The sequence below is a fragment of the Roseateles hydrophilus genome (genome assembly GCF_026712245.1).
In the GTDB taxonomy this organism is placed as follows: Bacteria; Pseudomonadota; Gammaproteobacteria; order Burkholderiales; family Burkholderiaceae_C; genus Pelomonas; species Pelomonas hydrophilus.
In genome coordinates this window covers 483,213-507,070 of the sequence record NZ_JAPPUY010000003.1, presented here as the reverse complement: position 1 = coordinate 507,070, position 23,858 = coordinate 483,213, and the positions used below count along the sequence as shown (strand labels likewise).

Genomic DNA, 23,858 nt, shown 5'->3' with positions numbered 1-23,858 from the left:
CTTCAGGTGACGGGGTCAGGCGGCGCGACGGCGGCGTGCAGCGAAGGCGGCCACACCGGCCAGGCCCAGCAGCGCGAGGCTGGCCGGCTCGGGCAGTTGCTCCACGACGATGTCGTCCAGCGCGAACTGGGCGCGGTTGGTGTTGAACGCCGTGCAGCCGCTGCCACTGGTGGCGCAGGCAAAGCCGTAGGCCAACACGTAGTCGAACTGACGGTTGGCGTAGGTCGCATCGGGCGTGTAGGTGGCAAAACCCAGCGCGCCCTGTGCATCCGGGCCGGTCAGCCAGGCCATGAAGTCAAAGGTGCTGCCACCGCTCACGCCGCGCATGCGCACGACGGCCGGAATCGCCATGGTGGCGTCCTGGTCGTTGCCGATGTAGGCCGCCTTGAAGCTCTTCAGCGAGAAGCGCGAGCCGTCCATGAATCCGAAGGACATCACCGCGTCGTTCAGTGTCGAGACGTAGGTGCCGCTGTTGTTGGTCGGGCAGGCCGTGCCGCCGCAATCCGCGCCGGTGCCGACATAGCCCACCAGGTCCATCTCCGTGGCGGCGGCGTTGTTCGAGAACGGGTTGAAGTACACCGAGCGGTCATAGGCCGCCGGCTGCAGGAAGATGTTGTCGTGCGTGAGGTAGGGGAGGTAGTCGGCCACGCCCTGGGTGATGGGCGTCTCGAAGTCGATCACGGTGCGCATCACGCCCGCCTGAGCACTGACCGTCAGCGTCAGCGCCGACACCGCGAGCGCGACCGAAGTCCACAGTTTCTTCATTTCACAAACCTCTTTCCTGCAAGGTGGTTCCAACGGCACAGGCCAAGGTGGTCCGGTGGGGCTCGCCTTGTCGTCAGCCCGATCCCATACCGAGGCCAACACCTGCCAGCGGGCCATAGCCCGCAAGGGGGCCGATTCTTGGGGCGGCCGCGCATCCGCCACATCCAAAGTTGCCCGACATCAATTCATGGGGGGATGGGTTTACCCGAGACACCCATCGGGCTCGCGGCCGACCCGCCGCACTACGGCAACGCGGTAGACGCCGCTGCTGGTGCGCTCGCCGCCTCGGCCTGGTGCGCCGGCCCGCGGTCAGCAGCCTGGGCGGAGAACAGCAGGTCCTGCGCGCGCCGCACGGGCTCGCCGTCGGGGCCGTGTTCCAGAAGCAACAGCTGAGCCGACCGGCTGCGCACCGCATGGAATCGCCCCGGCTGTGCCGGGTCCATCACGAGCTCCCAGTCCGCCGCGTGCGTGAAGGGGTCGACATAGGCCTTGCGCAGATGGTGGCGCGGCTGCGCGCTGCGGCGGTCCAGCAGCAGATCGTCCAGGCTCTGGGGCGACTGCGCAGGCGGCTGCGGCGTGGCCCGCTGGTAGCTCGCAATCGCCCGCGCGATCTCGCCACCGCGAAACAGCAGCTCGCGCTCCTTCTCGCGCTGCGCGGCCGTGCGCCAGGCCTGCCCCAGCGCGGCGAGGCCGGCTGCGGTCAGCGCCACGAGGAAGAGCACCGCCAGGTAGCTGTAGCCGCGCTGCGCGCGCGCCCGGCGCGGCTCACCAGTCCGCATACAGCCGCCCGTCCGCGCTGCGGCCGGCCGCGCCGCTGCGCACATCCCACAGGCGGCCGCTGGCCTGCATGTCGGTGGGCGGGGGCAGCTCCACCCAGCTGTCGCGGCTGGCGGTGAGCGGGTCCTGCGGCACCTCACGGAGGTAGCGCGCCTGGGCCAACTCCTGCAGCGACTCGGGGTAGCGCCCCTTGTCGGCGGCGTACTGGTCGATGGCATCGCGCATCGTCGTGAGCGACTGCAGCAGCGCCGTCTCGCGGCTCTTCTGCAGCGAATTGAAGTAGCGCGGCGCGGCGATGGACGCCAGCAGCGCCACGATGGCCATGACGACGATGAGCTCGATGAGCGTGAAGCCGCGCGGACGGGACACCGACATCACGTCACCAGTCCTTCAGCCGCGAGCCGTCCAGCGCGGTGCGCTCGGCGCGGGAGTACACATCGAACACGTCCTTGCCGGCCCGGGGCTCGTCGGGCGGGCTGTCGTAGGCGCGCAGGCCCCAGGTCTCGGCGGCGGGCAGCTCGGCCGGCGCGAAGGGGTCGCGCGGCAAGCGGCGCAGGAAATAGAGCTTGCGGCCCTCGGCCGACTTGGCGTCCGCCACGCCGTCCACCAGGGCGCGCAGGTGGGGTGGGTAGCCGCTGGCGTCGGCGTCCTGCGCGATATGCCCGGCCTCGCCGGCCCGCTTGTAGGCATCGATGGCCTCGCGCAGCGTGCGCAGGCCCTGGCGCAGCTCGTGCTCGCGGCTGCGCTGCACCGACAACTCCAGCAGCGGGCGCGCCGCTGAAGCCAGCACGCCCAGCATGGCCAGCACCACCAGCATCTCGATCAGCGTGAAGCCACGCCACGCACGGCCCCGCCGCCCCGCACGGGCGGGCGATGGCGGGCGGGCGCCGGACTTCCTCACCGTGCCGATTCCACGGTGAACATGGCGGCGCCGTCCACGCGCACCGGCGCAGACTCGCCATTGAGCCCGCTGGCCGACAAGCCACTCAGCGCGATGTTGAGCACCTGGCCGGCCGCCGCCGGCAGCGCACGCAGCACGATGACGCGCTCGCCGCGCGGCGGCAGCTCGAACGGCAGGCGGCCGGTGGCGGCGTTCGCGGTGGCCTGCGCGGGCGCGAGCTTGGTGGTGTCGAACTCCAGCTCGCCCTTGAGCTGCAGGCCGCTGTCGCTCTTCAGCGCCACCGACACGGTGCCTCCTGCGGCCACCTGCGGCGTCACATCCAGCTTCAGCACGGCCTCGGTGGGCGCGGCCGGCGTGGCCACGGCTGCGGGCGCGGCCGCGACGGCGCCGCCGCTGCTGAGCCCCACACCGACGCGGGCATCGCGACGCAGCAGGCTGCTGAAGGCGCCGGGGCTGGCGTCCACGCCGCTGGCCAGTCGGGTCAGCGACGCGTCAGGCACGGCCAGGTTGCGCACCACGCGCGGCGTGATGAGCAGCACCACCTCGGTCTTGTTGCGCGTGTCGGTCTGCGTGCCGAACAGGCGCCCCAGCAGCGGGATGCGCGACAGGCCCGGCACGCCGGCGGCGCTCTTGCGGTCCTCGTCGTTGATGAGGCCGGCCAGCACCTGCGTCTCGCCGTCGGCCAGGCGCAGCGTGGTGGCGGTGTTGCGGGTGCCGATCTCGTAGGCCGTCGTGCCGCCCGGGCCGGTGACCTGACGGATCAGGTTGCTGACCTCCAGGCCCACCTTGATGACGACGTCGTTGTCCAGCTGCACCGTGGGCTCCACGTCCAGCTTGAGGCCGATGTCCAGGTAGCTGACCGACGCGGCCACCGATGTGGCGCCGGTGAAGTTGGTGGTCGTCGTGAACACGGGCAGCTTCTGGCCGATGTGCACCTTGGCCTTGTCGCGGTTGCGCACGCGGATCTTGGGGTTGGCCAGGATGTTGTTGTTGCCGGCCGTGCCGCGCAGCGTGGCGACGATGGCCGGGTTGGCGATGCTGCCGCGGAACTGGCTGCGCTCGCTGAGCAGCACCTGGCCACTCACGTTGGGCAGGCCGAACTGCACGGTGTCGGGCCAGTCCAGGCCCAGCGCGTCGACCTGGTCGGTGGCCAGCTCCATGACCTCGACCTCGAGCATGACTTCGGGCTCGGGCAGGTCCACCGATGCGATGAGCTTCTCGACAAAGCGCAGCACCTCGGGCGTGTCGCGCACGATGAGCAGGTTCAGGCGCTCGTCGACGTGGATGTCGCGCACCTTGGCGATGGTGCGCACCATGGCCTGCACCTGCTTCACATCGGCGTTGCTCAGGTACAGCGTGCGGGTGATCAGCTCCTGGTGCTCGCGCTGCTTGGCGGCGGTGTTGGGGAAGATCAGCACCGAGCTGTCGTTCAGCAGCTTGCGGTCCAGCTGCTGCGTACCGAGGATGACACGCATGGCCTCGTCCAGCGTCACGCCGCGCAGGAAGACCGTCACGCGGGCGTCGGCGCGCACGTCCTTGTCGAACACGAAGTTGATGCTGCTGCTGCGTGCCAACGCCTCGAACACCTGGCGCAGCGGCGCGTCGCGGAACTCCAGCGTCACCGGCTTCTGGAAGTTGGGGCCCAGCTCGCCCACGGCTGTCTCCAGCGGCCGGGACTGGGCCACCTGGCTCGCCAGCAGCCGCGCGCCGGGGTGCTGCGGCGCCTCGGCCAGGATCTCGCGGGCCAGCGCCTCGGCGCGCTCGATGCGCCCCCCCTTCAGCGCGGCACGGCCGCTGGCCAGCACGCTGTCGTGGCGGCGGCCGCGCTCAATGTCCACCGTCAGCGCGGACAGGCGCGGGTGCTTGGCGTCGGCCTTCGCGAGCTGGGCCAGCAGCGTCTGCGCGTCATCCCAGCGGCTCTGCGCGCGCAAGGCTTCGATCTGCAGGATGAGCCGGGCCGTGGCCTGCTCGCGGGCCCGCACCTGGGCGGCGCGCAGCTGCGGGTCGGTGGGGTCTTTGGCGACGGCATCGTCCAGCACGCGCAGCGCGGCCGGCCACTGGTTGCTGCGGCCCAGCTCTTCGGCCTGGCGCAGCGCCGGGTTGGCGCAGGCCGCGAGCAGCAGGGCGCTGAGGAGTACGAGGAGCTGCTTCATGGCACCTGCTTGAAAACAATGTTCTGGGGAAGCTTGGCGGGCAGCCACGTCAGGCTGACGCCGCTGGGCGACACCTGCTCGACACGCCACTGGCCGTCGATGACGTCGCCGCGCTTGACGCTGAGCGCCTTGCTCGGGCCGGACAGCAGCGCCATCTCGACCGCCTGGGCGCCCTCGCCGTCGACGACGCGGCCGATCATCTGGTACGGCACGGTCGGCGCCATCGGCGGCGGCGGGGGGGCGGCCACCGTGGGCGGCGGCGCGGGCGGGGCTGGCGGCGGCGGGGGCGGCTGCCACGCCGCGAGCTGGGCCGGGCTGGCCTCGGCCCAGGGCTGGCGCGCGCCGGGCGCGGCAGCAGCGACGGGCATGGCGCTCGGCACCGATGCGGCCGCAGCCGGCCGGCGCACGGGCGCTGCGACAGGCTCTGCCGGATCCTGCGGCCGGGTCGCGACCCAGGCCGTCGCGGCCAGCGTCGCCACCAGCGCGCTGCCCAGCGTCAGGTGACGGCGGTTCATGGCGCCCTCCCGTGCAGCGACCACTGCAGCTCGGCGTCCACGTCGGCGCTCAGCGGGCTGACGCGGCGCAGCTTGACCGCGTCCAGGCTCAGCGCCGGGTCGTGCGCCAGCGCGGCGCCGATGAAGCGACGCAGCTGCGCGTAGCTGCCGGTGACGGGCATGGTCACGCGCAGCCGCTCCAGGCCCTCGGCGGTGGCCAGCCGGTGATCGGTGCGCGCGCCGCTGAGTTCGAGGCGAATGCCCAGCTCCAGCAGATCGGCCAGCCGCTGCTGGCGTTGCGACGCGGCAGGCAGCGCGGCCTGCCACTGCTGCACGCTGACGGGCACGGCCGTGGCCACGGCCGGCCGCGCCTTGGCGCGCAGCGCATGGGCCTCGGCCTGCAGCGCGGCGGCCTGGGCGTCCCAGCGCTGGCCCAGCACGATGGCCACCACTGCCAGCAGCAGCGCGGCAATGCCGGCGATGCCGGGCCAACCCAGGGCTTTGAGCAGGCGGTGGTTCACGAGCCGCCTCCCGTCGCCACGCGGGCGTTGATCTCGAAGCGCTGGCCGGTCAGCCCCGTCTCGGCGGCCGAGAAGCGCGACAGCACGACCTGGCGCCAGCCGGGCGTCGTGCCCAGCTGCTCGGCCAGCTGCAGCGCCAGCAGCTTGTCGGGTGTCAGCCCTTCCAGCCGCAGCTCGCCGCGGCCGGCGCTGGCGTCCAGGCCCAGCCAGGCGATGGTCTTGGCGTCGGCGCCCGCGGTCTCCACGCGCGTCAGCAGCGGCTCCCACGGCATGGCCAGCAGCGCACGGGCTTCGAGCGCCGAGCGGCTCTCCGCCGGCTCGGCGCGGCGCGCGGCGGGCTTGGGCGCGGCCGCCGGGCGCAGCGCAGCGACGCGGTCGCGCGCGGCCTGGGCGACGTCCAGCGCGCGGTGGCTCTCGACGGCGCTCCACGCGGCCGTAGCCAGCACCAGCGCACCCGTGACCGCCAGCGGCCAGGCCAGCGGCGAGCGGCTGGAGCGCGGCAGGAAGTCGGGCTGCGGCGTGGCCGGGCCAGGCTGCGGCGCCAGGGCGTCGGCCGGCGTGCCGACCGCCAGCGGCGCGTCGGCACCCAGGTCGGCCAGCGTGTTCACGCGGCGCGACTGCAGCGCCGTCACACGGCCCCGGTCCAGCTGGATGACGACGGCCACCGCGCCCTCGTGCCAGACGGCACGGCCCGAGCCGGCGCGCGTGGCGGCCGGCAGCGACGCCAGCCACGCGGCCCAGGCCGGGCGCACGGCGGCGACGCGAACACCGGCCGCGTGGGCCTGCGCACGCAGCGCGGCCAGGTCCAGCCCGTGCAGCGCCGACGCCCCCGCGGCCTCGCCCAGCTGCCACGGCGCGACGGCAAAGCGCTGCGCGGAAGCGCCGAAGTAATGCGCGAACTGCTGCTGCGCGTAGGCCTGCACGGCGTCCAGGTCGGCCAGCGGCAGGCCAGGCTCGGCCACCAGCTCGTGCAGCGCACGCGCCGACACGACCAACTCGACGGCCGTGCCGGGCATGTCGCGGCACCAGGCCGCGAACTCGTCGCCGCCGGGCGTGACGAACACGCGCCGCGGCCTGGCCAGGCGCGCGCTGATCCGCTGGCGCAGGCGCTCACTCATCGAGCGTGACACGTTCCAGCTCCTCGAAAGTCGTCTCGCCGCGGCACACGGCGGCCAGCGCCATGTCGCGCAGCGACTTCATGCCGCGCGCCTTCGCGGCGGCCTTGATCTCGGACATCGGCGCCCGCGCCGCGATCAGGTCGCGCAGGCCGTCATCCAGCTTCAGCAGCTCCGCCACCGCGCGCCGGCCCTTGTAGCCGGTGCCGCGGCAGTGGCCGCAGCCCTCGCCCTTCAAAAAGTTGCCGTTGATGACACCGTGGCGTGCCAGCGTCGCAGCGTCCGGCGTGAACGGCTTGGCGCAGTGCTGGCACGTCAGTCGCACCAGCCGCTGCGCCAGCACCGCGTTCAGCGCGGACACGACGTTGTAGAGGTCCAGCCCCATGTGCATGAAGCGGCCGATGACGTCGAACGCGTTGTTCGCGTGCACCGTGCTGAAGACGAGGTGGCCGGTCAGAGCGGCCTGCACGGCAATCTGCGCGGTCTCGGCATCGCGGATCTCACCGACCATGACACGGTCCGGGTCGTGCCGCAGGATGGAGCGCAGGCCGCGCGAGAAGGTGAGGCCCTTCTTCTCGTTGACGGGGATCTGCACGACGCCGCTGAGCTGGTACTCGACCGGGTCTTCGATGGTGATGATCTTGTCGGCGCCGGTGTGGATCTCGGCCAGCGTGGCGTACAGCGTCGTCGTCTTGCCAGAGCCGGTCGGGCCGGTCACCAGCAGCATGCCGTGCGGCTGGCGCGCCTGGTGGCGGATGGCGGCGCGCTCGTCGTCACCAAAGCCTAAAGCGTCCAGCGTCAGCGTGCCGGCACGCGCGATGGCCGCGCGGTCGAGGATACGGATCACCGCGTCCTCGCCGAACACGCTGGGCATCACGCTGAGGCGGAAGTCGATCTCGCGGCCCTGCACGCGCAGCTTGAAGCGGCCGTCCTGCGGCAGGCGGCGCTCGCCAATGTCCAGCTCGGCCATGACCTTCAGGCGCGACACCAGCTGCTCGGCCACCTGCGGGCTCTCGACCTGGCGCACGACGGCCATGACGCCGTCGACGCGGAAGCGGATCGCCGCGCCGCGGGCGGTGCACTCGATGTGGATGTCGGATGCCGTGTCCTGCAGCGCGTCGTAGATCGTCGCGTTCAGCAGCCGCACGACGGGGCTGGCCTGCTCGCTGAGTGCGAGGGCTGACAGCTCCTCGGTGTGGTCCTCGATGGTCGTCAGCGCATCCTCGACGTCTGACAGCGCACGGAAGTCCGCCTCGCCAGCGCCGAGGAAGTGGGTCACCGCGTCGCTCGACGCGCGCCGCCAGCCGACGGGCGCGTTCAGGCGCGCCTCGACACTCTGCAGCAGCATCGCGTCTTCGTCACGCTCGGCCAGCAGCACGCGGCGGTCGTTGGCACCGACGGCAAGCACAGCTCGCCAGCGCTGGGCCTGCGCCTGCGGCCATTGCTCGAAGTCGAGATGCCAGGGGCCTTGCTCGGCGGGGAGCCAGTCGTGGAGGGAGGTGGTCATGGGTGTTGGCGTTGCTTTGGGTTGACGCCCAGGCCCATGCCGGGATTTCGCCCCGGCGGGCGACCTACTTTTTGGACCGCCAAAAAGTAGGCAAAAAGCTCCCCCCGACCGCGCCGCCCCTCGCTGCGCTCGGGGTTCCCTGCGGTACTCAGACCCGAAGCCCCGCGCCGAACTCGCGCCGCTACGCTCTGCTCAAACAATCGTCGCGAGTCAGTGCTTGAGGCGAGCTGCGCTCGCGGGCTTCGGGTCTTCCGTTCCTCGGCGGCGCTAAAGGGGGCATACAGAACAGCCGGCGCCAGCGGGCTTTCGGGCTGGGCTGTTGGCTGTTGGAGTTGGCTGTTTCGGGGCTCCCCTTCTAAACCGCCGAGAAGCGCAGCAAGTCCAGGCGCGCGCGCAGCGCGCCTCGAGAACTGACTCCGCGCAGCTGTCTGACCGGAGTGAGCGCAGCGAACGCAGGGAGTTCTGCGCGGGCCTGGGCTTGCGAGCATCGCAGGGGAGCCCGCAGGGCCGGTTTTGCAGGGGCGCTTTCTTTGCCTACTGTCTTGTGCGCACAAGAAAGTAGGTCGCCCGCCGGGGCGAACTCCCGGCACGGCGGTGGGCGCCAAGCCGCAGCAACGAGAAAGCCACCGCCCCATCACTGCACCTGCTCCACCAACTGAAAGATCGGCAGGTACATCAGCACGATGATCCCGCCGATCAGCACGCCCATGATCAGCATCAGCGCCGGGTTCACCAGGCGCGACAGCAGGTCGGTCAGCCGCGCGGCCTCTTCGTCGTGAAAGGCTGCGGCGCGCTCCAGCATGGCCGCCACCTCGCCGCTGCGCTCGCCGACGCGCAGCATGCGGCGCGCGACCGGCGTGGCCAGGTCCTGCGCGTCGAACGCGGCGGACAGGCGCTCGCCCCGCTCGATCTGCGCCGCCGCCGCCTGCACCGCGGCACGCCACGGCGCCGCCACCACGTCGACGACGATCTTCAGCGCCGCCAGCGCCGGCACGCCCGACGCCAGCAGCATGGCCAGCGAGCGGTACAGCCGCGCCAGCGCCAGCACGCGCAGCCGCGGGCCCAGGCCCGGCAGCGTCCACAAAGCGGCCTGCGCGCGCTGGCGCACGGCCGGCTGACGCAGCAGCGAGAACATCGCAAAGCCCACCGCCGCGATGCCGCCCAGCACCAGGCCCGGGTGCGCGCCCGCCGTCTGACCGAACTCGATCAGCACGCGCGACGCCCACGGCAGGTCGGCGCTGGTCTGCTCCAGGATGCCCGAGAAGCGCGGCAGCACGTACAGCAGCAGGAACAGGATGACCGCGCCGCCCACGCCCAGCAGCATCAGCGGGTAGACCAGCGCGGCCACGAGCCGCGAGCGCAGCGCGTCCACCCAGGCCAGGTAGCGCGCATGCTGTGCCAGCGCGGTGGACAGCTGGCCGGTCTTCTCGTTGGCCGCGACGATGGCGCAGATCAGCTCGTCAAACGCCTGCGGCTGCTGGCGCAGCGCGACGGACAGCGGCTGGCCCTGCTCGATCTGGGCGACGACGCCGTCCAGCGCCGCGCGCACGCCGGGCTGGCCTTCCTTCTCGCGCAGCGTCTGCAGCGCCTCCAGCAGCGCGATGCCGGCGTCCAGCAGCACGGCCAGTTCCTGGCTGAACAGCTGCAGCGGGAAACGGGCGTTGCGGCGCCACGGCTTGGCACGCTCGGTGGCGACGATCTCGCGCGCCTCCAGCACATGCTGCGGCGCCACGCCCAGCACCGCGGCGACGGCGGCCCGGTCGGGGGCCTCCACACGCTCGGCGCTGACGGCACCGGCGCGCAGCACGCGGGTCTGGAACACCGGCATCAGCGAGCCGTCACCAGCTGGTGAGGTCGGCGTCCTCACCCTCGCCGCCGGGGCGGCCGTCCTTGCCCAGGCTCAGCAGGTCGTACTCGCCGTGCTCGCCCGGGGCGCGGTACTGGTAGTCATTGCCCCAGGGGTCCTTGGGCACGGCCTTGGCCAGATACGGCCCCTGCCACTTGGGCTCGTCAGCCGGCTTGGTCACCAGCACGGCCAGCCCCTGCTCGGTGCTGGGGTAGCGGCCCACGTCGAGCCGGTACTGGTCCAGCGACTTCTGCAGCGCATCGATCTGCGCGCGTGCGGCCTTGACCTCGCTCTTGCCGATCTGGCCGAAGAACTTCGGTCCGACATAACCCGCCAGCAGGCCGATGATGACCATGACGACCAACAGTTCAAGCAGCGTGAAGCCGCGGCGGCGGGAGGGAGAACGCATGAGAAGGACGGGTACTGCAGGAAGGGGGCGACTGTTCACTGCCGGGCCAGGCCCGGCAATCCGGATTTGACCGCCCCGCATTCTGAGGGCCACACGCGAGGCCGCCCGCCCATCACGGCGACTGCGCCAGCGTGCAGCTGCTGGCGGCATCGGTGGGGCAAGGCCCCTGCCAGCGGATCTGCACGGCCGCCGCAGGCGGCAGCGGCGCGCGGCCATCCAGCATCTGGCCGCGAGTGCCGGTGAAGCTGGCCAGCGTTGTCCAGGTGCTGCTGCCGCTGAGGCGGTACTGCAGCGCGTAGCGGCTGCCGGGGCGCAGCGAGCGCGTCTTGATCTGGTACTCACCCGCCACGATGGCAAAGCTGGGTGCATCCCGGAAAGGCTGGGCCAGCGGCTCGCCGATGAACAGGCCCTGGCCGGGCCACTCGACCGCCTTCCAGTAGGCCTCGATGGCGGTCGCGCCGCGCCAGTAATGGTCGATCAGTACGGACGCGCGCGAGAACTTCTGCGTGTGGTTGCACGGTTCCTCCACCGTGCCGTAGCTGGCCGTCGCGCCGGCGTCCAGCCAGGCCGTGATGGGCATCTGCCCGCCGCCACCCGGCAGCAGGCCGCCTACGGAGGTCAGCGCATCGGCCAGCGCGCCCGGGCGGAACTGCAGCGTCGACAGGTTGGCCACCTGGGTCAGCCCGGTCAGGTAGAACAGCACGTCGGCCTTGCCCGCCAGCGAATTGGCCGCTGCGGCGCCACTGCTGTTGTCCACATAGTTCAGCGCCAGCACGCCGCTCCAGGCCGCCGGCAGCGGCTGGAAGTCGGTCCAGCGCACGCTGCGCGCGCTGTCGTTGGTGCGCACCAGCCAGCCCTCGCCGGCCGGCCGTGTGGCGTCGGACGCCACGCCGCGGCCGATCAGTGCCTGCGCCGCCGCCAGCGTGCTGGTGCCCAGCAGCATGGACGGCCGCACCTGCGCATCCGCCTGGGGCCGTCGCGTCTCGCGGTCGAACAGCGGCGACGCGGCGGTGGTGGCGCAGGTGTCGGTTGACGGGTTGGGGTTGCACCAGCGGGTGTCGTAGCCCAGCGCCATCGCGCTGGTGATGCCCATGCTGCAGGCGCCCGTCACGCGACTGGGGGCGGCCCAGGCCAGCAACGTGGCCTGCACCGAGGCCGGCAGCCGTGCATCGATGTCGGATTTGAGCAACAGGAACTCGGCGGCCGACAGGCTGGCGACAGCCGTGTTGACCTTGACCCGGATCACGTTCGCCGCCGGCACGCCACGCGCCGCCACATAGGCCGCCGCCATGGCCTCGCTGACCGCGTCGCCCTCGGCCACGATGACGCCCAAATCGGCCGCGGCCAACCCACTCGCGGGCAGCGTCAATGTGAGCGTCTGCCCTATGCCAGCAGCGCCGGAATCGCTCACCGCGGTGCTGCCGGCAGCGCCGCCCGAACCGCCGCCGCCGCACGCGGTCAGCAAGCCCAGGCACAGGGTCGTCAGCAGGCAGGACAAGCGGCTCATGCCGCCATTCTCCCGCGGCCTGCACGTCCGTTTTCGCACCAACTTGGCGCATATCCGCCCCTTCGCGCACCGCGAACTCGGGCTTACCCCAGTGTCATGCACCGAGGCGGGGCAATACATTGCGGTCACTCGACGCGGTCAGGGGCTGCAAGCCCAGTGACTGCCTGGCGGGTGTGAGGAGACATACAGCAAGGTTGCTTCGCCATCCCGAAGACAATCTCACCGGCCACCAAGGCACCCCTTGGTGGCCGTTTTATTTGTGCCCCTCGTCCGGCCTTGCCGCTGAACGCGGGCGAGTACGGCAGTTCCCCGCGAGGGGCGGCGATGCTCGCACATCGCCAGGCAGCCGGCTTGGGAGCTGCCCGGCGCTCGGCCCGAACGACTGCACGAAGGCCCGGGCGCGCTGATGGACTCCTGCATGCTCGAACTCGCCACTGTCGCCCTCGCCTCCCTGCTCGCGGGTTTCATCGACGCGGTGGCCGGCGGCGGCGGGCTCATCCTGCTGCCTGCGCTGTTCAGCACCTTCCCGACGGCCGTGCCGGCCACGCTGATGGGCTCCAACAAGGCGGCGGCGATCTGGGGCACGGGCTGGGCCACCTGGCAGTACGTGCGCCGCGTGCAACTGCCGTGGCGCCGCCTGCTGCCGGCGGCCGCGCTGGCAGGTGCGGGCAGCTTTGCCGGCGCCTGGACGCTGACGCTGGTGAACCCCGACGGCCTGCGCAAGGCGCTGCCGCTGGTGCTGCTGGCCGTGTTCCTCTACACGCTGGCCAAGAAGGACCTGGGGCGGGAACATGCCCCGCGCTTCACGGGCCGGGCCGAGGCCCTGGTGGCCGGCGGCATCGCTTTAGGCGTGGGGTTCTACGACGGCCTGTTCGGCCCGGGCACGGGCAGCTTCTTCGTGTTCCTGTTCGTGCGCGTGCTGGGCTACGACTTCCTGCACGCCTCGGCCACGGCCAAGCTGATGAACCTGCTGACGAATGCCTTCGCCATTGCGCTGTTCGTCAGCAAGGGCCACATCTGGTGGCATGTCGTGGCCGTGATGGCCGTCACCAACATCGTCGGCAGCCTGCTGGGCACGCGCATGGCGCTCAAGCACGGCGCGGGTTTCGTGCGCGGCGTCTTCATCGCGGTGGTGGGTGTGCTCATCGTCAAAACTGCCTGGGACGCCTTCTTGCGCTGATCTACGATGCAGCCATCCCCGGAGCTCCAGACACCCGCCATGCCCGTCGATCCCCAACTGCGCAACCTGGACATCGAGATCCCGACCCAACCCGAGGTCCTGGTCAAGCTGTCGCTGCTGATGGCGGCCGAGGACATCGACCTGCAGGCCATGTCGGCGCTGGTCGAGACCGACATGGCGCTGGCCGCAGCCGTCATGAAGGCAGTCAACTCGTCGCTGTATGGCCTGCGCGGCCGCGTGCAGACGGTGCACCAGGCGCTGACGTATCTGGGCATGCGCGAGGTCGCGGCCATCACGTTCGAGATGGGTCTGCGCGCCGCCTTCCCAGCCGCTGCCGAGCTGGAATCGGTGTGGGCCCGCGCGTCGCAGCGCGGCCTGCTGATGGGCCGCATGGGCCAGATGCTGGGCGTGGATCCGTGGGCCTCGCATTCGGCCGGCCTGTTCGAGGAATGCGGCAAGGCGGTGCTGTACCGCCACGCACCCGCGCACTACCCGGCCATGCTGCGCGCGGCCACGCGCGACGCCGAGCTGGTGGAGCTGGAGCGCACAGCCTTCGGCGTCAGCCACGACGCGCTAGGCGCCGCGCTGTGCGAGAGCTGGGGCCTGGCGCCGGCCGCCGTGGCCAGCGTGCGCCACCACGTCGAAATCCAGGGCTCCCTGACCATGCCCGACAACCTGGCCCGCCGCAGCGTGGCGGCCATCTCCACGGTGGCCTGGGCGCTGCTGAACCACCCGGACCAGCTGGACGAGATCGCCAGCCAGATCGCCCCGCAGGCGCAGCTGGACGAGACCCTGGTGCTGCGCGCGGCGCGGCGCGTCAACGAGCAGCTGCAAGCCGCCCAGGAACACGGGCGCTGAAGCAACGGGTTCAGCCCTTGCCGGCCGGCGGCGCCACCTAAGCGGCCAGACTCAATCGGTCCCGGCCGGCATGCTTGGCGATGTAGAGCGCCTCGTCGGCCGCCTGCATCAGCGCCTGGGCGCTCAGGTAGGGATGGGCCGGGCTGACGGCGGCCAGGCCTATGCTGAGCGTCAGCTGGCCCTGGCCGTCGGGCAGGCGCAGCGCGCGCAGCTCATCGCGCAGCAGCTCCAGCACGCCCTGCGCCTCGGCCATGCCCACGCCAGGGAGCAGCGCAACGAACTCCTCGCCACCCAGGCGGGCGACGACGTCGGTGTCGCGCTTGAAGCGCTCGTTCAGCAGCGTCGCCACGCGCTTGAGCGCCGCATCGCCGGCCGCCATGCCATGCTGCTGGTTGAACTGCTTGAACTCATCCAAATCCAGCACGGCCAGCGCCAGCAAGCCGCGCTGGCGTTGTGCGCGTTTGAACTCGCGCCGCAGCGCCTCGTCGAAGGCGCGCAGGTTGGCCAGGCCGGTCAGTGCATCGGTGCGCTCCAGGCTGGCGAGCTCGCGCCGGTTGGCCTCCAACGCCGCCTGGGCCTGCTCCAGCAGCAGGCGCTGGTGGGCGAGTTCGCGGCGCAGGGCTTGGGCGTCCTCGTCCTGCTGGCGCAGCGAACCGTGCACACGGCGCATCGCATGGCCGATGCGGTCCAGCTCGGCCGCCAGGCCGGGCGCGGGGCTGGCGCCCTCGGTCTGCAGCGGCATGGCACCGGACTCCAGGGCCTCGAACCCGGCCGCCAGGCGCTGCAGCGGCCGCAGCAGCAGCGCCTCGATGAGCAGCAACTGCGCACCGCTCAGCAGCAGCACCTGCCAGACGATGCGGTCCAGCTCGTCGACCGCCGCCGACGGGCCGGCATGGCTCCAGGTCAAGGCCACGACGATGGCCAGCGTCAGCAGCGGCACGCCCAGCGTCAGCCGCAGCCGCAACGACCCCAGCCGACGCGGCATGGCGCCGTCATCCGGGGGCGAGGCGAGGGAATCGGTGTTCATGGGTGTGGCGCGGCGACTGCGCACAAATTGTCCCGGCCATGCTGCCTGCGTTGGCGGCCGACGGCGTCGGGGTTTTCCTCGGCCCCGGCGGGGGCCGAATGCCGTCAGCTGCCTGCGGGCACCAGGTCGTCGGCCACCGTGCGGTTGCGGCCGGCGCGCTTGGCTTCGTAGAGCGCGCGGTCGGCGGCATTCAGCAGGTCGGCGAAGCTGGTCGCGTCGGCCGGCAGCATGGCCAGCCCTGCCGACAAGGTGGCACTGACGGTGCCGCCCTCGGGCGTCACGAACGGCGCCTCCTCCACCATCTGCCGGATGCGCTCGGCCACCTCGCGGGCGCCGGCCAGGTCGGTGCGCGGCAGCAGCACGACGAACTCCTCACCACCGTAACGCGCGGCCAGATCGCCGGTGCGCAGCGAGCGCTGGATGAGGCCGCCCACCTGGCGCAGCACCTCGTCGCCCGTGGGGTGGCCGTGGCTGTCGTTGATGGCTTTGAAGTGGTCGATGTCCAGGAACAGGCAGGCCAGCGGGTAGCGGTGGCGCACGGCCTGGCTGAACTCGATGAGGCTGCGGTGGTCGAAGTAGCGGCGGTTGTGCACGCCGGTGAGGCCGTCGGTCATGCCGGCGCGGCGCAGCCGCTCGCGGTTGAGCATGCTCTCGATCGCGATGGCGGCGATGGCCGACAGCCGGTCCAGGAACTTGGTGCCGGAGTAGGCGTCGTAGCGCTCGGGGTCGCAGGCGCCGAAGTGCAGGCTGCCGATCAGCACGCCCTGACGGATCAGCGGCAGCAGCGCGGCCGAGCGCACCAGCGTGCCCGCGCCAAAGGCCTTGGCCACCAGGGCTTCGTCATGGCCCGGACCGACGAGACGCGCGGTGCGCACGCCGCCGAACAGCTCTTTCAGCGCGGCGTGGCTGTCCAGCAAGCGCGGCGCCCGCACCATGGGCAGGGCCGGCAGCGCGCGCTGCAGTTCGCCGTCAGGGTCCAGCAGCCACAGCTCGGCGGCGTCCAGGCCGAAGTCGGCCCGGCAGTCCACCAGCAGCAGGTTGACCAGCTCCTCCATTGAGCCGACGGCGATGAGGCGGCGCTCCAGCGCATCGAAACGGTCCAGCTTGCGCTCGTTGGCCTTGGCGGCGTCGAGCAGCGACTGCAGCTGGCGGCGCAGTTCCTGGACTTGGGCGTGGGGGTCGGTCGGGCTGCTCATCACGGCGCGATTGTGGCGGTGTCACGTGAAAAGTACCGCAGCGCGCCCGTCACCGGGTCGGTGAAAGCGATCTCTCGCGCGATCAGTTGCAGCGGCGCATCAAAGCGCGGCGGGTTCTCATGGGGCTGCAGCACGGGGTAGATGCGGTCACCGACGATGGGCAGGCCCAGCGCGTTCATCTGCACGCGCAGCTGGTGGCGCTGGCCGGTGCGCGGGCGCAGTTCGTAGCGGGCCAGGCCATTGGCGAGCAGCTCGACCAGGTCGATGCACGTCTCTGCATTGGGCTCGCCGGGCACAACCTGCATCTGCATGAAGTCGTCACCGTCGGGCTCGGCCAGGCGGTGGCGCACGGTGCGCGGCCAGGGGCCGGGGCCGGCGGGCGCAATGGCCTCGTAGACCTTGTCGACCGCGCGGTCACGGAACAGCCGGTGGTAGGCGTCGCGATCCTGCGGCCGCACGCCGAAGACCACCAGCCCGGCGGTCTCGCGGTCCAGCCGGTGGATGGGAATGAGGTCGGCCAGGCCCGTCGCATGGCGCAGCCGCGCCATCAGCGTCTGCCGGGCGTAGAGGCCACTGGGCGTGACGGGCAGGAAGTGCGGCTTGTCGGCCACCAGCAAATGCTCGTCCTGGAAAACGATGCGGGCCTCAAAGGGCACGGCGGGCTCGTCGTCCAGGTGGCGCCAGTAGTAGACGCGGCGCTGCGCGCGGTAGGGCGCGTCGGCCACGGGCGCGCCGTCATCGCCGACCACGTCGCCCCGCGCCAGGCGCTCGGCCCAGTCGGCCACGCGCGGCAGGCGCTCGGCAAGAAAGGCGGTCAGCGTGGGCCAGGGCCCGGGCGGGCAGAACACGGCGCTGGCAGCCACGCCGTCGCGCAGCGGCAGCGCCGGCTTGGGCGGGCGGCTCATTCGATGCGCGGGCCGCTGCGGGCGCGCTCGTCCATGTAGGCGTTGAGACGTTTCAGGTCAGGCCCCGACAACATCTCGCCGCGCCACGCGCGCACCCAGCGCTCGCGGTCGGGCTCACGGGCCAGCTCGCGCACGGCGGCGTCGATGGCCTCGATGTGGCGCAGGCCCTGCGGCGTGCGGCTGCAGGACACCGTGGCCACCAGCGTGCTGCGCCCCTCGGCCACAGGCAGCGCCACCAGCGCGCCGGCGTCGCCGCTGCGGCGCAGGTAGTCGTGCATGGCGGCGGGGTAGTCCAGCGTGTAGTCCATGCGGCCGGCGCGCAGCATGTCCATCAGCTGCGTGCCGGGGTGCGCGCCCACGCTCAGGCGCGGCACGGCATGCTGAGCCAGCAGGGCGTCCACCTTGGGCCCGTAGGCACGGTCACGCGCCAGCAGCAGGCGCAGTTCGGGGCGCTGCAGCAGGTCGCCCAGCACCACACGACCATCGCCGGGCGCGTGGGACATCACGCGCTCCAGCACCTCCCGTCGCACGATGACATGCACCTCGCGCGATGCCAGCGGCGGGTACAGATGCGAGAAGTAGGCCCACGCCAGCCGCTCGGGCGTGCGCACATGCAGCGTGGAGCACAGCGTCTGGCCGCTGCGGCTCAGCGCCTCGTAGCGCGCCGTGCCGGCCTCGACGAACTCATGCCGGACCCCGGCCATGCGCGGCAGCAGCACGCGCATGAAGCCCGCCACCTCGCCGTGGCCCAGTTCGTCGACGCTGCGCGGCGCATGGCCGTCGCGGAAGCTGAAATGGGGCGGCACGTCCTGCGCCACCCAGCGGATGGTGTCAGCGGCGGGTTCCGCCGCGGCGCTGGCCACCGCCGCGGCCAGCGACAGGGCCCACCACCACCCACGCCCCATGCCGCTCAGTCTCCGTCGACCCACTCGATGCGAGCGCCCAGCTCGCAGATGTGCTCGACGAAGTTCGGGTGCGCACGCCGGATGGGCGTCGCGTTGCGGATCACGCTCTTGCCAGGCACGCTGGCGGCCACCATCAGCAGCGCGATAGCGACGCGGATGATGTAGGGGCTTTCCACCTCGGCCGGGCTCAGCGGCTTGCCGCCGAAGGTGATCATGCGGTGCGGGTCGGAGAGGAACGCGTGCGCGCCGAACTTGGCGAGCTCGCTGGTCCAGCCCATCGCGCCGTCATAGATCTTGTTCCAGAACATCACGCTGCCTTCGGCCTTGACGCCCAGGGCCACGAAGATGGGCAGCAGGTCCACCGGCACATAGGGCCAGGGCGCCGCCTCGACCTTCTGCAGGATGTTGCGCGTGAAGGGCTCCTTGACCTTCAGCGGGCCGTCCACGACGCAGCGGCTCCAGCCGTCCTCATGAACGATCTGCACGCCGAACTTCGCGAAGGTGCGGTCCAGCAGCGGGAACATCTCCGGCGCGCCGTTCTTGACCTGCACATTGCCGCCGGTGATGGCGCCCAGGGCCAGGAAGGTGACGATCTCGTGGAAGTCTTCGGTGAACGTGTAGTCCGCCCCGCCGAGTGCCTCGACGCCGGTGATCTTCAGCTTGGATGTGCCGTGGCCTTCGATCTTGGCGCCCAGCAGCGACATGAAGTTGCAGAACTCCTGCACATGCGGCTCGCTGGCGGCGTTGGTCAGCGTGGACGTGCCCTCGGCCAGCGCAGCGCACAACACGAAGTTCTCGGTCGTCGTGACCGAGGCGTAGTCGGTCCAGTGGTCGTTGGCCTTGAGCGGGCGGTCCACCTTCAGCACCAGGCCGTCAGGCAGGCGCTCCACCTCGGCGCCGAAGCGCTGGAACACCTCCACGTGCGGGTCGATCTCGCGGGCGCCCAGCGTGCAGCCCTTGACATCGTCTTCGATGCGCGCGGCGCCGAAGCGCGCCATCAGGCCGGGCACCAGCATGATGGAGGAGCGCATCTCCTCCGGCAGGCGGTCGATGGCCGCGTCGAAATGCGTGTCCTTGTGGTGGACGTCGAGGATGCCGGTCTTGAAGTCCAGCTCCACGTGCGAACCCAGCTTGCGGAAGACCTCGACGATCTTCTTCACGTCGGTGATCTCGGGCACGCCGCGCAGGCGCACCGGCTGCTGGGTCAGCAGCGTGGCGCACAGGATGGGCAGGACGGCGTTCTTGTTCGCCGAGGGAATGATGCGGCCGGAAAGGGGCGTGCCGCCGTGGACGATCAGGTGGGACATGGGCAAGGGCTCGAAACGAGGGCCAGATTCTCCCTCGGCAACAGGCTGCCAGGTCTCAGGATGACATCCCGGTGAGCACGGGTTTGCGCAGGGGCTGGGCGCTCAGCGCGGAAAGGGCGATGTCAGCACCACCCATCCCACCCAGGCCGCCAATGCCACGCCTGTCAACACGACCATGAGGTTCAAGCCCCACAAACCCAGCCAGAAACCGCGGATGCCGAAGCGCTGCCGCATCCGGGGCCACAGCAGGATCAAGGTGGAGGGCAGGAGCAGCAGCCCAGCAGCCCCCACCGCTGGCCCCAGCGCAAAAAACAAGAAGATCCCCGCGGCGCCTGCCTGCGAAGCCGAAGCCTGGCTGGGCAAGTCGCGAAACAGCAGCGCGGCCAGCGTCAGCGCCACCAACAGCAGCAGGCAGCCCAGCGCCTGCACGGTCTTCATGCGCCCTCCCCTGCACCCGATGCACCGGGGTCCAGCCGCTTCGCCCGCGCCAGCCGCCAGGCATCCGCCGGGTCGGTGAACACCTGTTCGGCCGTGGTGCCCGTCTCGCGGGCCTGGGCGTCGATGGCGATGCGCTTGTCGAACACGTAGCACTCGCCCTCCCAGTCCCGAGCGGCATCGGGGAAGGCTTCGAGGAAGTTCAGGATGCCGCCGTCCAGCTGCGCCACTTTCAGGCCCTGGGCCTGCATCCAGGCCGCCGTCTTCTCGCAGCGGATGCCGCCGGTGCAGTACATGGCCACCGTCTTGCCCTGCCATTCGTCCCGATGCGCCTCGACGTAGGCCGGAAAGTCGCGGAAGTGCGCCACGCCAGGGTCGATGGCGCCGCGGAAGCGGCCGAGCTTGAACTCGAAGCTGTTGCGGTTGTCCAGCACGACGGTGTCCGGGTCGTCCAGCAGCTCGCGCCAGCGCTGCGGGCTGACGTGGGTGTCGGTGGCCTCGCCGCCGCTGACGCCGCCCGTCACCCCGGGAATGCCGAAGGCGACGATCTCGCGCTTGACGCTGACCTTCAGCAGGCTGAACGGCGGGCGCTCGCAGCGGTTGTGCTTGACGTGCAGGCCCGCAAAGCCGGGCTGCTGCTGCAGCGCGGCCTCGAAGCGGGCCAGCACCTCGGCCGGGCCGGCCACGGCGGCGCTCAGGCCCTCGCTCGCCACCAGCACCACGCCGCCCAGGCCAGCCCCGGCCTCGCGCAGCCAGGCGGCGAACGCCGTCGGGTCGGGCACGGGGGTGAAGCGGTAGAAGGAGCTGTGGACGATGGGCATGCGCAGGATTGTCCGCGCTGTCCCTAGGCGCCCCGCCGGAGGCGGCCTCCTAGAATCCGCGACCCTTCACGGCCTTGATGCCATGTCTGATCGACTCAAAGTCCTGCCGCAGTACCTGATGCCCAAGCTGGCGATGACCCGCCTGGCCGGGCATTACGCGTCCAAGCCGCTGGGCGGCATCACCACGGCCACCATCCGCCGCTTCGTGGCGCGCTACGGCGTCAACATGGCCGAGGCCGCCAACCCCGACATCACGAGCTACACAACCTTCAACGACTTCTTCACGCGGGCGCTGAAGGACGGTGCGCGGCCGCTGGCCCAGGCACCGCTGATCTGCCCGGTGGACGGCGCCATCAGCCAGGTGGGCCGCATCCAGGGCGACCAGGTCTACCAGGCCAAGGGCCAGGCGTTTTCAACGACGGCGCTGGTGGGCGGCGACGCCGAGTTGGCCGCCCGCTTCCAGGACGGGCTGTTCGCCAACCTCTACCTCAGCCCCAAGGACTACCACCGCATCCACATGCCGGCGGCCGGCCGGCTGGTGCGCATGGTGCACGTGCCGGGCGAGCTGTTCTCGGTGAACCCGACGACGGCGCGCGGCGTGCCGGGGTTGTTCGCGCGCAACGAGCGCGTGGTGTGCGTGTTCGACGACGACACCCTGGGCCGCTGGGTGCTGGTGCTCGTGGGCGCCACCATCGTGGGCAGCATGGCCACCGTCTGGCACGGCCAGATCAAGCGCGGCGGCACGGTGAAGGCCTGGGACTACGCGCCCGGCCAGGTCACGCTGGCGCAGGGCGACGAGATGGGCCGTTTCCTGCTCGGCTCCACGGTCGTCATGCTGTTCGAGAAGAGCGGCCTGCAGTTCAACCCTGGCTGGCAGCCGGGCGGCGCCATCAGGATGGGTGAGCCGATGGCGCGCTGAGCAGCTGCGTGGCGGCATCGGCCCGCAGCGGCCGCGACAACAGCCAGCCCTGCAGGTGGGTGCAGCCCAGGCGCTCGACCTCGGCCGCCTGCACCTCGGTCTCCACGCCCTCGGCGACAACGGTGAGGCCCAACGCCTCGGCGATCACGCAGGCCGCGCGCACCACGGCGCCGGCCGAGGGCTCGGGCAGCGGCTCCACCATGCTGCGGTCCAGCTTGAGCGTGGTGATGGGCAGGCGGCGCAGCAGCGTCAGCGAGCTCTGGCCGGTGCCGAAGTCGTCGAACGCGACGCCCAGGCCCGCCGCGCGCAGCTTGGCCAGCTGCGGCAGCACGCGCTCCATGTGGGCCATGGCGGCGGTCTCGGTGATCTCGACCTCCAGCAGCCCCGGCGGCACGCCGTGGGCCTGCACCAGCGCCAGCAGCCAGTCGGCAAAGCCCAGGTCTTGCAGTTGCAGCGGCGACACGTTGACGGCCACGGGCACGCCGGCCAGGCCCTGCTGCTGCCAGCCGCGCAGCTGCTGCACGGCCTCGCGCAGGATGAGGGCGCCCAGGGCCACGATCTGGCCGGTGCGCTCGGCGGCGGGGATGAAGTCCGCCGGGCTGACGCGGCCCTGGCCCGGCCGCTGCCAGCGCACCAGCGCCTCGAAGCCGGCCAGTTGGCGCGTGCCGGCCGCGAACTTGGGCTGGTAGTCGAGCTGGAACTCGCCGTTGTCGATGGCCGCGGCCAGGGCTTGCTCGATCTCCAGCAGCCCGCCCGCGCCGGCCGCCATGCCGGGCTGGAAGACCACCGCCGCTGCGCCGGCCTGCTGCTTGGCCTGGTGCATGGCCAGCTCGGCCGCACTGAGCAGGGCCGTGCCGTCGGCACCATGGGCCGGGTAGCGCGCCACGCCGACCGACACGTGCACATACAGCGCCCGGTGGCCTACGCTGAACGGCGCGTTCAGATGCGCCAGCAGGCGCTGGCCGGCCAACAGCGCGGCCGCGTCGTCCAGCACGCCGGGCTGCAGCAGCAGGAACTGGTCTTCCCCCAGCCGCGCCAGCATGACCTCGGGCGGCAAGGCCGCGCGCAAGCGTGCGGCGATGGCCTGCAGCAAGGCGTCGCCGGTCTGGTGACCCAGGCTCTCGTTGACGAGCTGGAAGCGGTCGACGTCGGCTGACAGCAGTGCAAAGCCGGGGCTGCCCGGCGCGGTGGCCTCGGCCAGCCGGGCCAGCGCGGCGTGGCGGTTGGGCAGGTCGGTGAGCTCGTCATGCAGCGCCTGGCGGCGCAAGGCCTCGGTGGCGCGCTGGCGCTCGGTGTCGTCCAGCATCAGCACCAGCAGCGCGGGCTGGCCCTCCCACTCGAAGTAGCTGGACGTGCCGCGCACATAGATGGCGCTGCCGTCGCGGCGGTGGCGCTCGCCCTCCCAGCTGATGTAGCCCTGGCGGTCGCGCAGCAGCTGCTCGTAGCGGCTGCGGGCCGCGTCCAGCTCGCTGGACGCGATCAGCGGGCCGACGCTGCCGATGTCATCGACGCGGTCGAAGCCGAACATCGCCAGCGCCGCCGGGTTGGCATAGACGACCTGGCGCTCGCACACCACCAGCAGCCCCTGCATGGACTGCTCGTAGAGCTGGCGCAGCCGTGAGTTGACCCGCTGCGTCTCGCGGTGCGCGCGCCGCACCGACAGCAGGATGAGCGCCATGGCCAGCGCCACCTGCACGTAGGTACCCATCGCATGCGTGATGCCGGAGCGGGCCTGCGGGTCCAGCACGGGGCCGCTGAGGTGCACCAGGCCCGACGCGGCGAAACAGCCGGCCACGAAGCGCTCGGACCGCGCCCCACCGCGCCACAACCACCAGGCGGCCAGCCAGCTGCCCAGCGTGAGCACAGCCGCAGCGGCCATGATGGCGTAGCGCTGCTGCACCAGGGCCAGCCCGAGGATGAGAACCAGCAGCAGCCCGAACACCGGGGCGGCGAGGCGCCAGCGCCAGGCCAGGCCGCGGTAGCGGGCCGAGCCCGCCAGCTGCAGCGCCAGCGAGCTGAGGATGCTGGTGGTGGCCACGGTGGCCTGGGCTTGGTAGATGGGCAAGCCCAGGTGGGGCGGCGCCAGCGCCACGCCCAGCGCCAGGCCGACGGCCAGCAGGACATGGCTCCAGCCCCAGTCCGTGATATGGGGGTGGCCGGGCTCCAGCCGCGCCAGCACCAGCAGCGCCACGCCGAGCATGGCGATGAGGCTGGTGCTGATCAAGAGCGACCCGGTCATCGGCCCATCCTAGCGACGGACCGGCTCCGGGCGCCAGTGGCGGCAAGCCCACGGTCAGCCGCTTGCTCGCG

General features: G+C 71.6%; 23 protein-coding genes. 3 read left to right on the top strand and 20 right to left on the bottom strand.

The genetic code is table 11. The features are described 5' to 3' along the window. Nucleotides 1-15: 15 nt before the first annotated feature. From NYO99_RS13900 to NYO99_RS13845, 12 genes are all read right to left on the bottom strand, one after another. Nucleotides 16-765, bottom strand: a complete 750-nt coding sequence (locus tag NYO99_RS13900; protein ID WP_268167818.1) for an NF038120 family PEP-CTERM protein — start codon at nt 763-765, stop codon at nt 16-18. Between the two features lie 242 nt (nt 766-1,007). Continuing rightward, nucleotides 1,008-1,544, bottom strand: coding sequence for a type II secretion system protein (locus tag NYO99_RS13895; RefSeq protein ID WP_268167817.1), 537 nt, complete (start codon nt 1,542-1,544; stop codon nt 1,008-1,010). Beyond that, on the bottom strand, nt 1,531-1,917 hold the full coding sequence (locus NYO99_RS13890) for a type II secretion system protein (RefSeq protein ID WP_268167816.1): 387 nt from the start codon (nt 1,915-1,917) through the stop codon (nt 1,531-1,533). Before NYO99_RS13890 ends, NYO99_RS13895 begins: the two co-directional genes overlap by 14 nt. Before the next feature lie 4 nt (nt 1,918-1,921). Next, nucleotides 1,922-2,443 (bottom strand): type II secretion system protein, encoded by a 522-nt coding sequence (locus tag NYO99_RS13885; RefSeq protein WP_268167815.1) that lies wholly within the window; start codon nt 2,441-2,443, stop codon nt 1,922-1,924. Beyond that, the gene (locus NYO99_RS13880) at nt 2,440-4,596 is read right to left on the bottom strand and encodes a secretin N-terminal domain-containing protein (RefSeq protein ID WP_268167814.1); all 2,157 of its coding nucleotides are present in this window, start codon (nt 4,594-4,596) and stop codon (nt 2,440-2,442) included. The genes NYO99_RS13885 and NYO99_RS13880 overlap by 4 nt, the downstream gene beginning before the upstream one ends. Beyond that, nucleotides 4,593-5,111: a hypothetical protein gene (locus tag NYO99_RS13875; protein WP_268167813.1), complete on the bottom strand. Its 519-nt coding sequence runs from the start codon at nt 5,109-5,111 to the stop codon at nt 4,593-4,595. Before NYO99_RS13875 ends, NYO99_RS13880 begins: the two co-directional genes overlap by 4 nt. Continuing rightward, a complete protein-coding gene (locus tag NYO99_RS13870) occupies nt 5,108-5,611 on the bottom strand; it encodes a hypothetical protein (protein ID WP_268167812.1) in 504 nt (167 codons plus the stop codon). Before NYO99_RS13870 ends, NYO99_RS13875 begins: the two co-directional genes overlap by 4 nt. Next, nucleotides 5,608-6,741: a hypothetical protein gene (locus NYO99_RS13865; protein ID WP_268167811.1), complete on the bottom strand. Its 1,134-nt coding sequence runs from the start codon at nt 6,739-6,741 to the stop codon at nt 5,608-5,610. Before NYO99_RS13865 ends, NYO99_RS13870 begins: the two co-directional genes overlap by 4 nt. Continuing rightward, nucleotides 6,722-8,233 carry a GspE/PulE family protein gene (locus NYO99_RS13860; RefSeq protein WP_268167810.1) on the bottom strand — a complete coding sequence of 504 codons (1,512 nt, stop codon included), beginning with the start codon at nt 8,231-8,233 and terminating at the stop codon, nt 6,722-6,724. Before NYO99_RS13860 ends, NYO99_RS13865 begins: the two co-directional genes overlap by 20 nt. A gap of 634 nt (nt 8,234-8,867) precedes the next feature. Further along, nucleotides 8,868-10,100 (bottom strand): type II secretion system F family protein, encoded by a 1,233-nt coding sequence (locus tag NYO99_RS13855; protein ID WP_268167808.1) that lies wholly within the window; start codon nt 10,098-10,100, stop codon nt 8,868-8,870. Then, nucleotides 10,072-10,488, bottom strand: coding sequence for a type II secretion system major pseudopilin GspG (gene gspG / locus NYO99_RS13850; RefSeq protein WP_268167807.1), 417 nt, complete (start codon nt 10,486-10,488; stop codon nt 10,072-10,074). Before gspG ends, NYO99_RS13855 begins: the two co-directional genes overlap by 29 nt. A gap of 112 nt (nt 10,489-10,600) precedes the next feature. Next, a complete protein-coding gene (locus tag NYO99_RS13845; protein ID WP_268167806.1) occupies nt 10,601-11,995 on the bottom strand; it encodes a TIGR03790 family protein in 1,395 nt (464 codons plus the stop codon). Between the two features lie 418 nt (nt 11,996-12,413). On the opposite strand from NYO99_RS13845, the gene NYO99_RS13840 reads away from it, so the two are divergent. Together NYO99_RS13840 and NYO99_RS13835 are read left to right on the top strand one after the other, a co-directional pair. Then, nucleotides 12,414-13,175, top strand: a complete 762-nt coding sequence (locus NYO99_RS13840; RefSeq protein ID WP_268167805.1) for a sulfite exporter TauE/SafE family protein — start codon at nt 12,414-12,416, stop codon at nt 13,173-13,175. A gap of 39 nt (nt 13,176-13,214) precedes the next feature. Further along, entirely contained in the window at nt 13,215-14,033 is an 819-nt protein-coding gene (locus NYO99_RS13835; RefSeq protein ID WP_268167804.1) for an HDOD domain-containing protein, read from the top strand. Between the two features lie 37 nt (nt 14,034-14,070). Here NYO99_RS13835 and NYO99_RS13830 read toward each other — a convergent pair whose 3' ends face one another. From NYO99_RS13830 to trhO, 7 genes are all read right to left on the bottom strand, one after another. Next, entirely contained in the window at nt 14,071-15,060 is a 990-nt protein-coding gene (locus NYO99_RS13830; protein ID WP_268167803.1) for a GGDEF domain-containing protein, read from the bottom strand. Nucleotides 15,061-15,164: 104 nt separating this feature from the next. Continuing rightward, entirely contained in the window at nt 15,165-16,256 is a 1,092-nt protein-coding gene (locus NYO99_RS13825; RefSeq protein WP_268167802.1) for a GGDEF domain-containing protein, read from the bottom strand. After that, the gene (locus tag NYO99_RS13820; protein ID WP_268167801.1) at nt 16,256-17,161 is read right to left on the bottom strand and encodes a pseudouridine synthase; all 906 of its coding nucleotides are present in this window, start codon (nt 17,159-17,161) and stop codon (nt 16,256-16,258) included. The genes NYO99_RS13825 and NYO99_RS13820 overlap by 1 nt, the downstream gene beginning before the upstream one ends. After that, nucleotides 17,158-18,066: a TIGR02285 family protein gene (locus NYO99_RS13815; protein ID WP_268167800.1), complete on the bottom strand. Its 909-nt coding sequence runs from the start codon at nt 18,064-18,066 to the stop codon at nt 17,158-17,160. Before NYO99_RS13815 ends, NYO99_RS13820 begins: the two co-directional genes overlap by 4 nt. 5 nt (nt 18,067-18,071) lie before the next feature. Then, entirely contained in the window at nt 18,072-19,373 is a 1,302-nt protein-coding gene (locus tag NYO99_RS13810) for a UDP-N-acetylglucosamine 1-carboxyvinyltransferase (RefSeq protein ID WP_268167799.1), read from the bottom strand. 102 nt (nt 19,374-19,475) lie between these two features. After that, nucleotides 19,476-19,811, bottom strand: coding sequence for a hypothetical protein (locus tag NYO99_RS13805; RefSeq protein ID WP_268167798.1), 336 nt, complete (start codon nt 19,809-19,811; stop codon nt 19,476-19,478). Continuing rightward, on the bottom strand, nt 19,808-20,629 hold the full coding sequence (gene trhO / locus NYO99_RS13800; RefSeq protein ID WP_268167797.1) for an oxygen-dependent tRNA uridine(34) hydroxylase TrhO: 822 nt from the start codon (nt 20,627-20,629) through the stop codon (nt 19,808-19,810). The genes NYO99_RS13805 and trhO overlap by 4 nt, the downstream gene beginning before the upstream one ends. An 82-nt stretch (nt 20,630-20,711) precedes the next feature. Between trhO and asd the strand changes: the two genes are divergently transcribed. Then, a complete protein-coding gene (gene asd, locus NYO99_RS13795; protein ID WP_268167796.1) occupies nt 20,712-21,548 on the top strand; it encodes an archaetidylserine decarboxylase in 837 nt (278 codons plus the stop codon). Here asd and NYO99_RS13790 read toward each other — a convergent pair. Next, on the bottom strand, nt 21,520-23,787 hold the full coding sequence (locus NYO99_RS13790) for a putative bifunctional diguanylate cyclase/phosphodiesterase (RefSeq protein WP_268167795.1): 2,268 nt from the start codon (nt 23,785-23,787) through the stop codon (nt 21,520-21,522). The two genes, asd and NYO99_RS13790, sit on opposite strands and share 29 nt — an antisense overlap. Nucleotides 23,788-23,858: the final 71 nt, after the last annotated feature.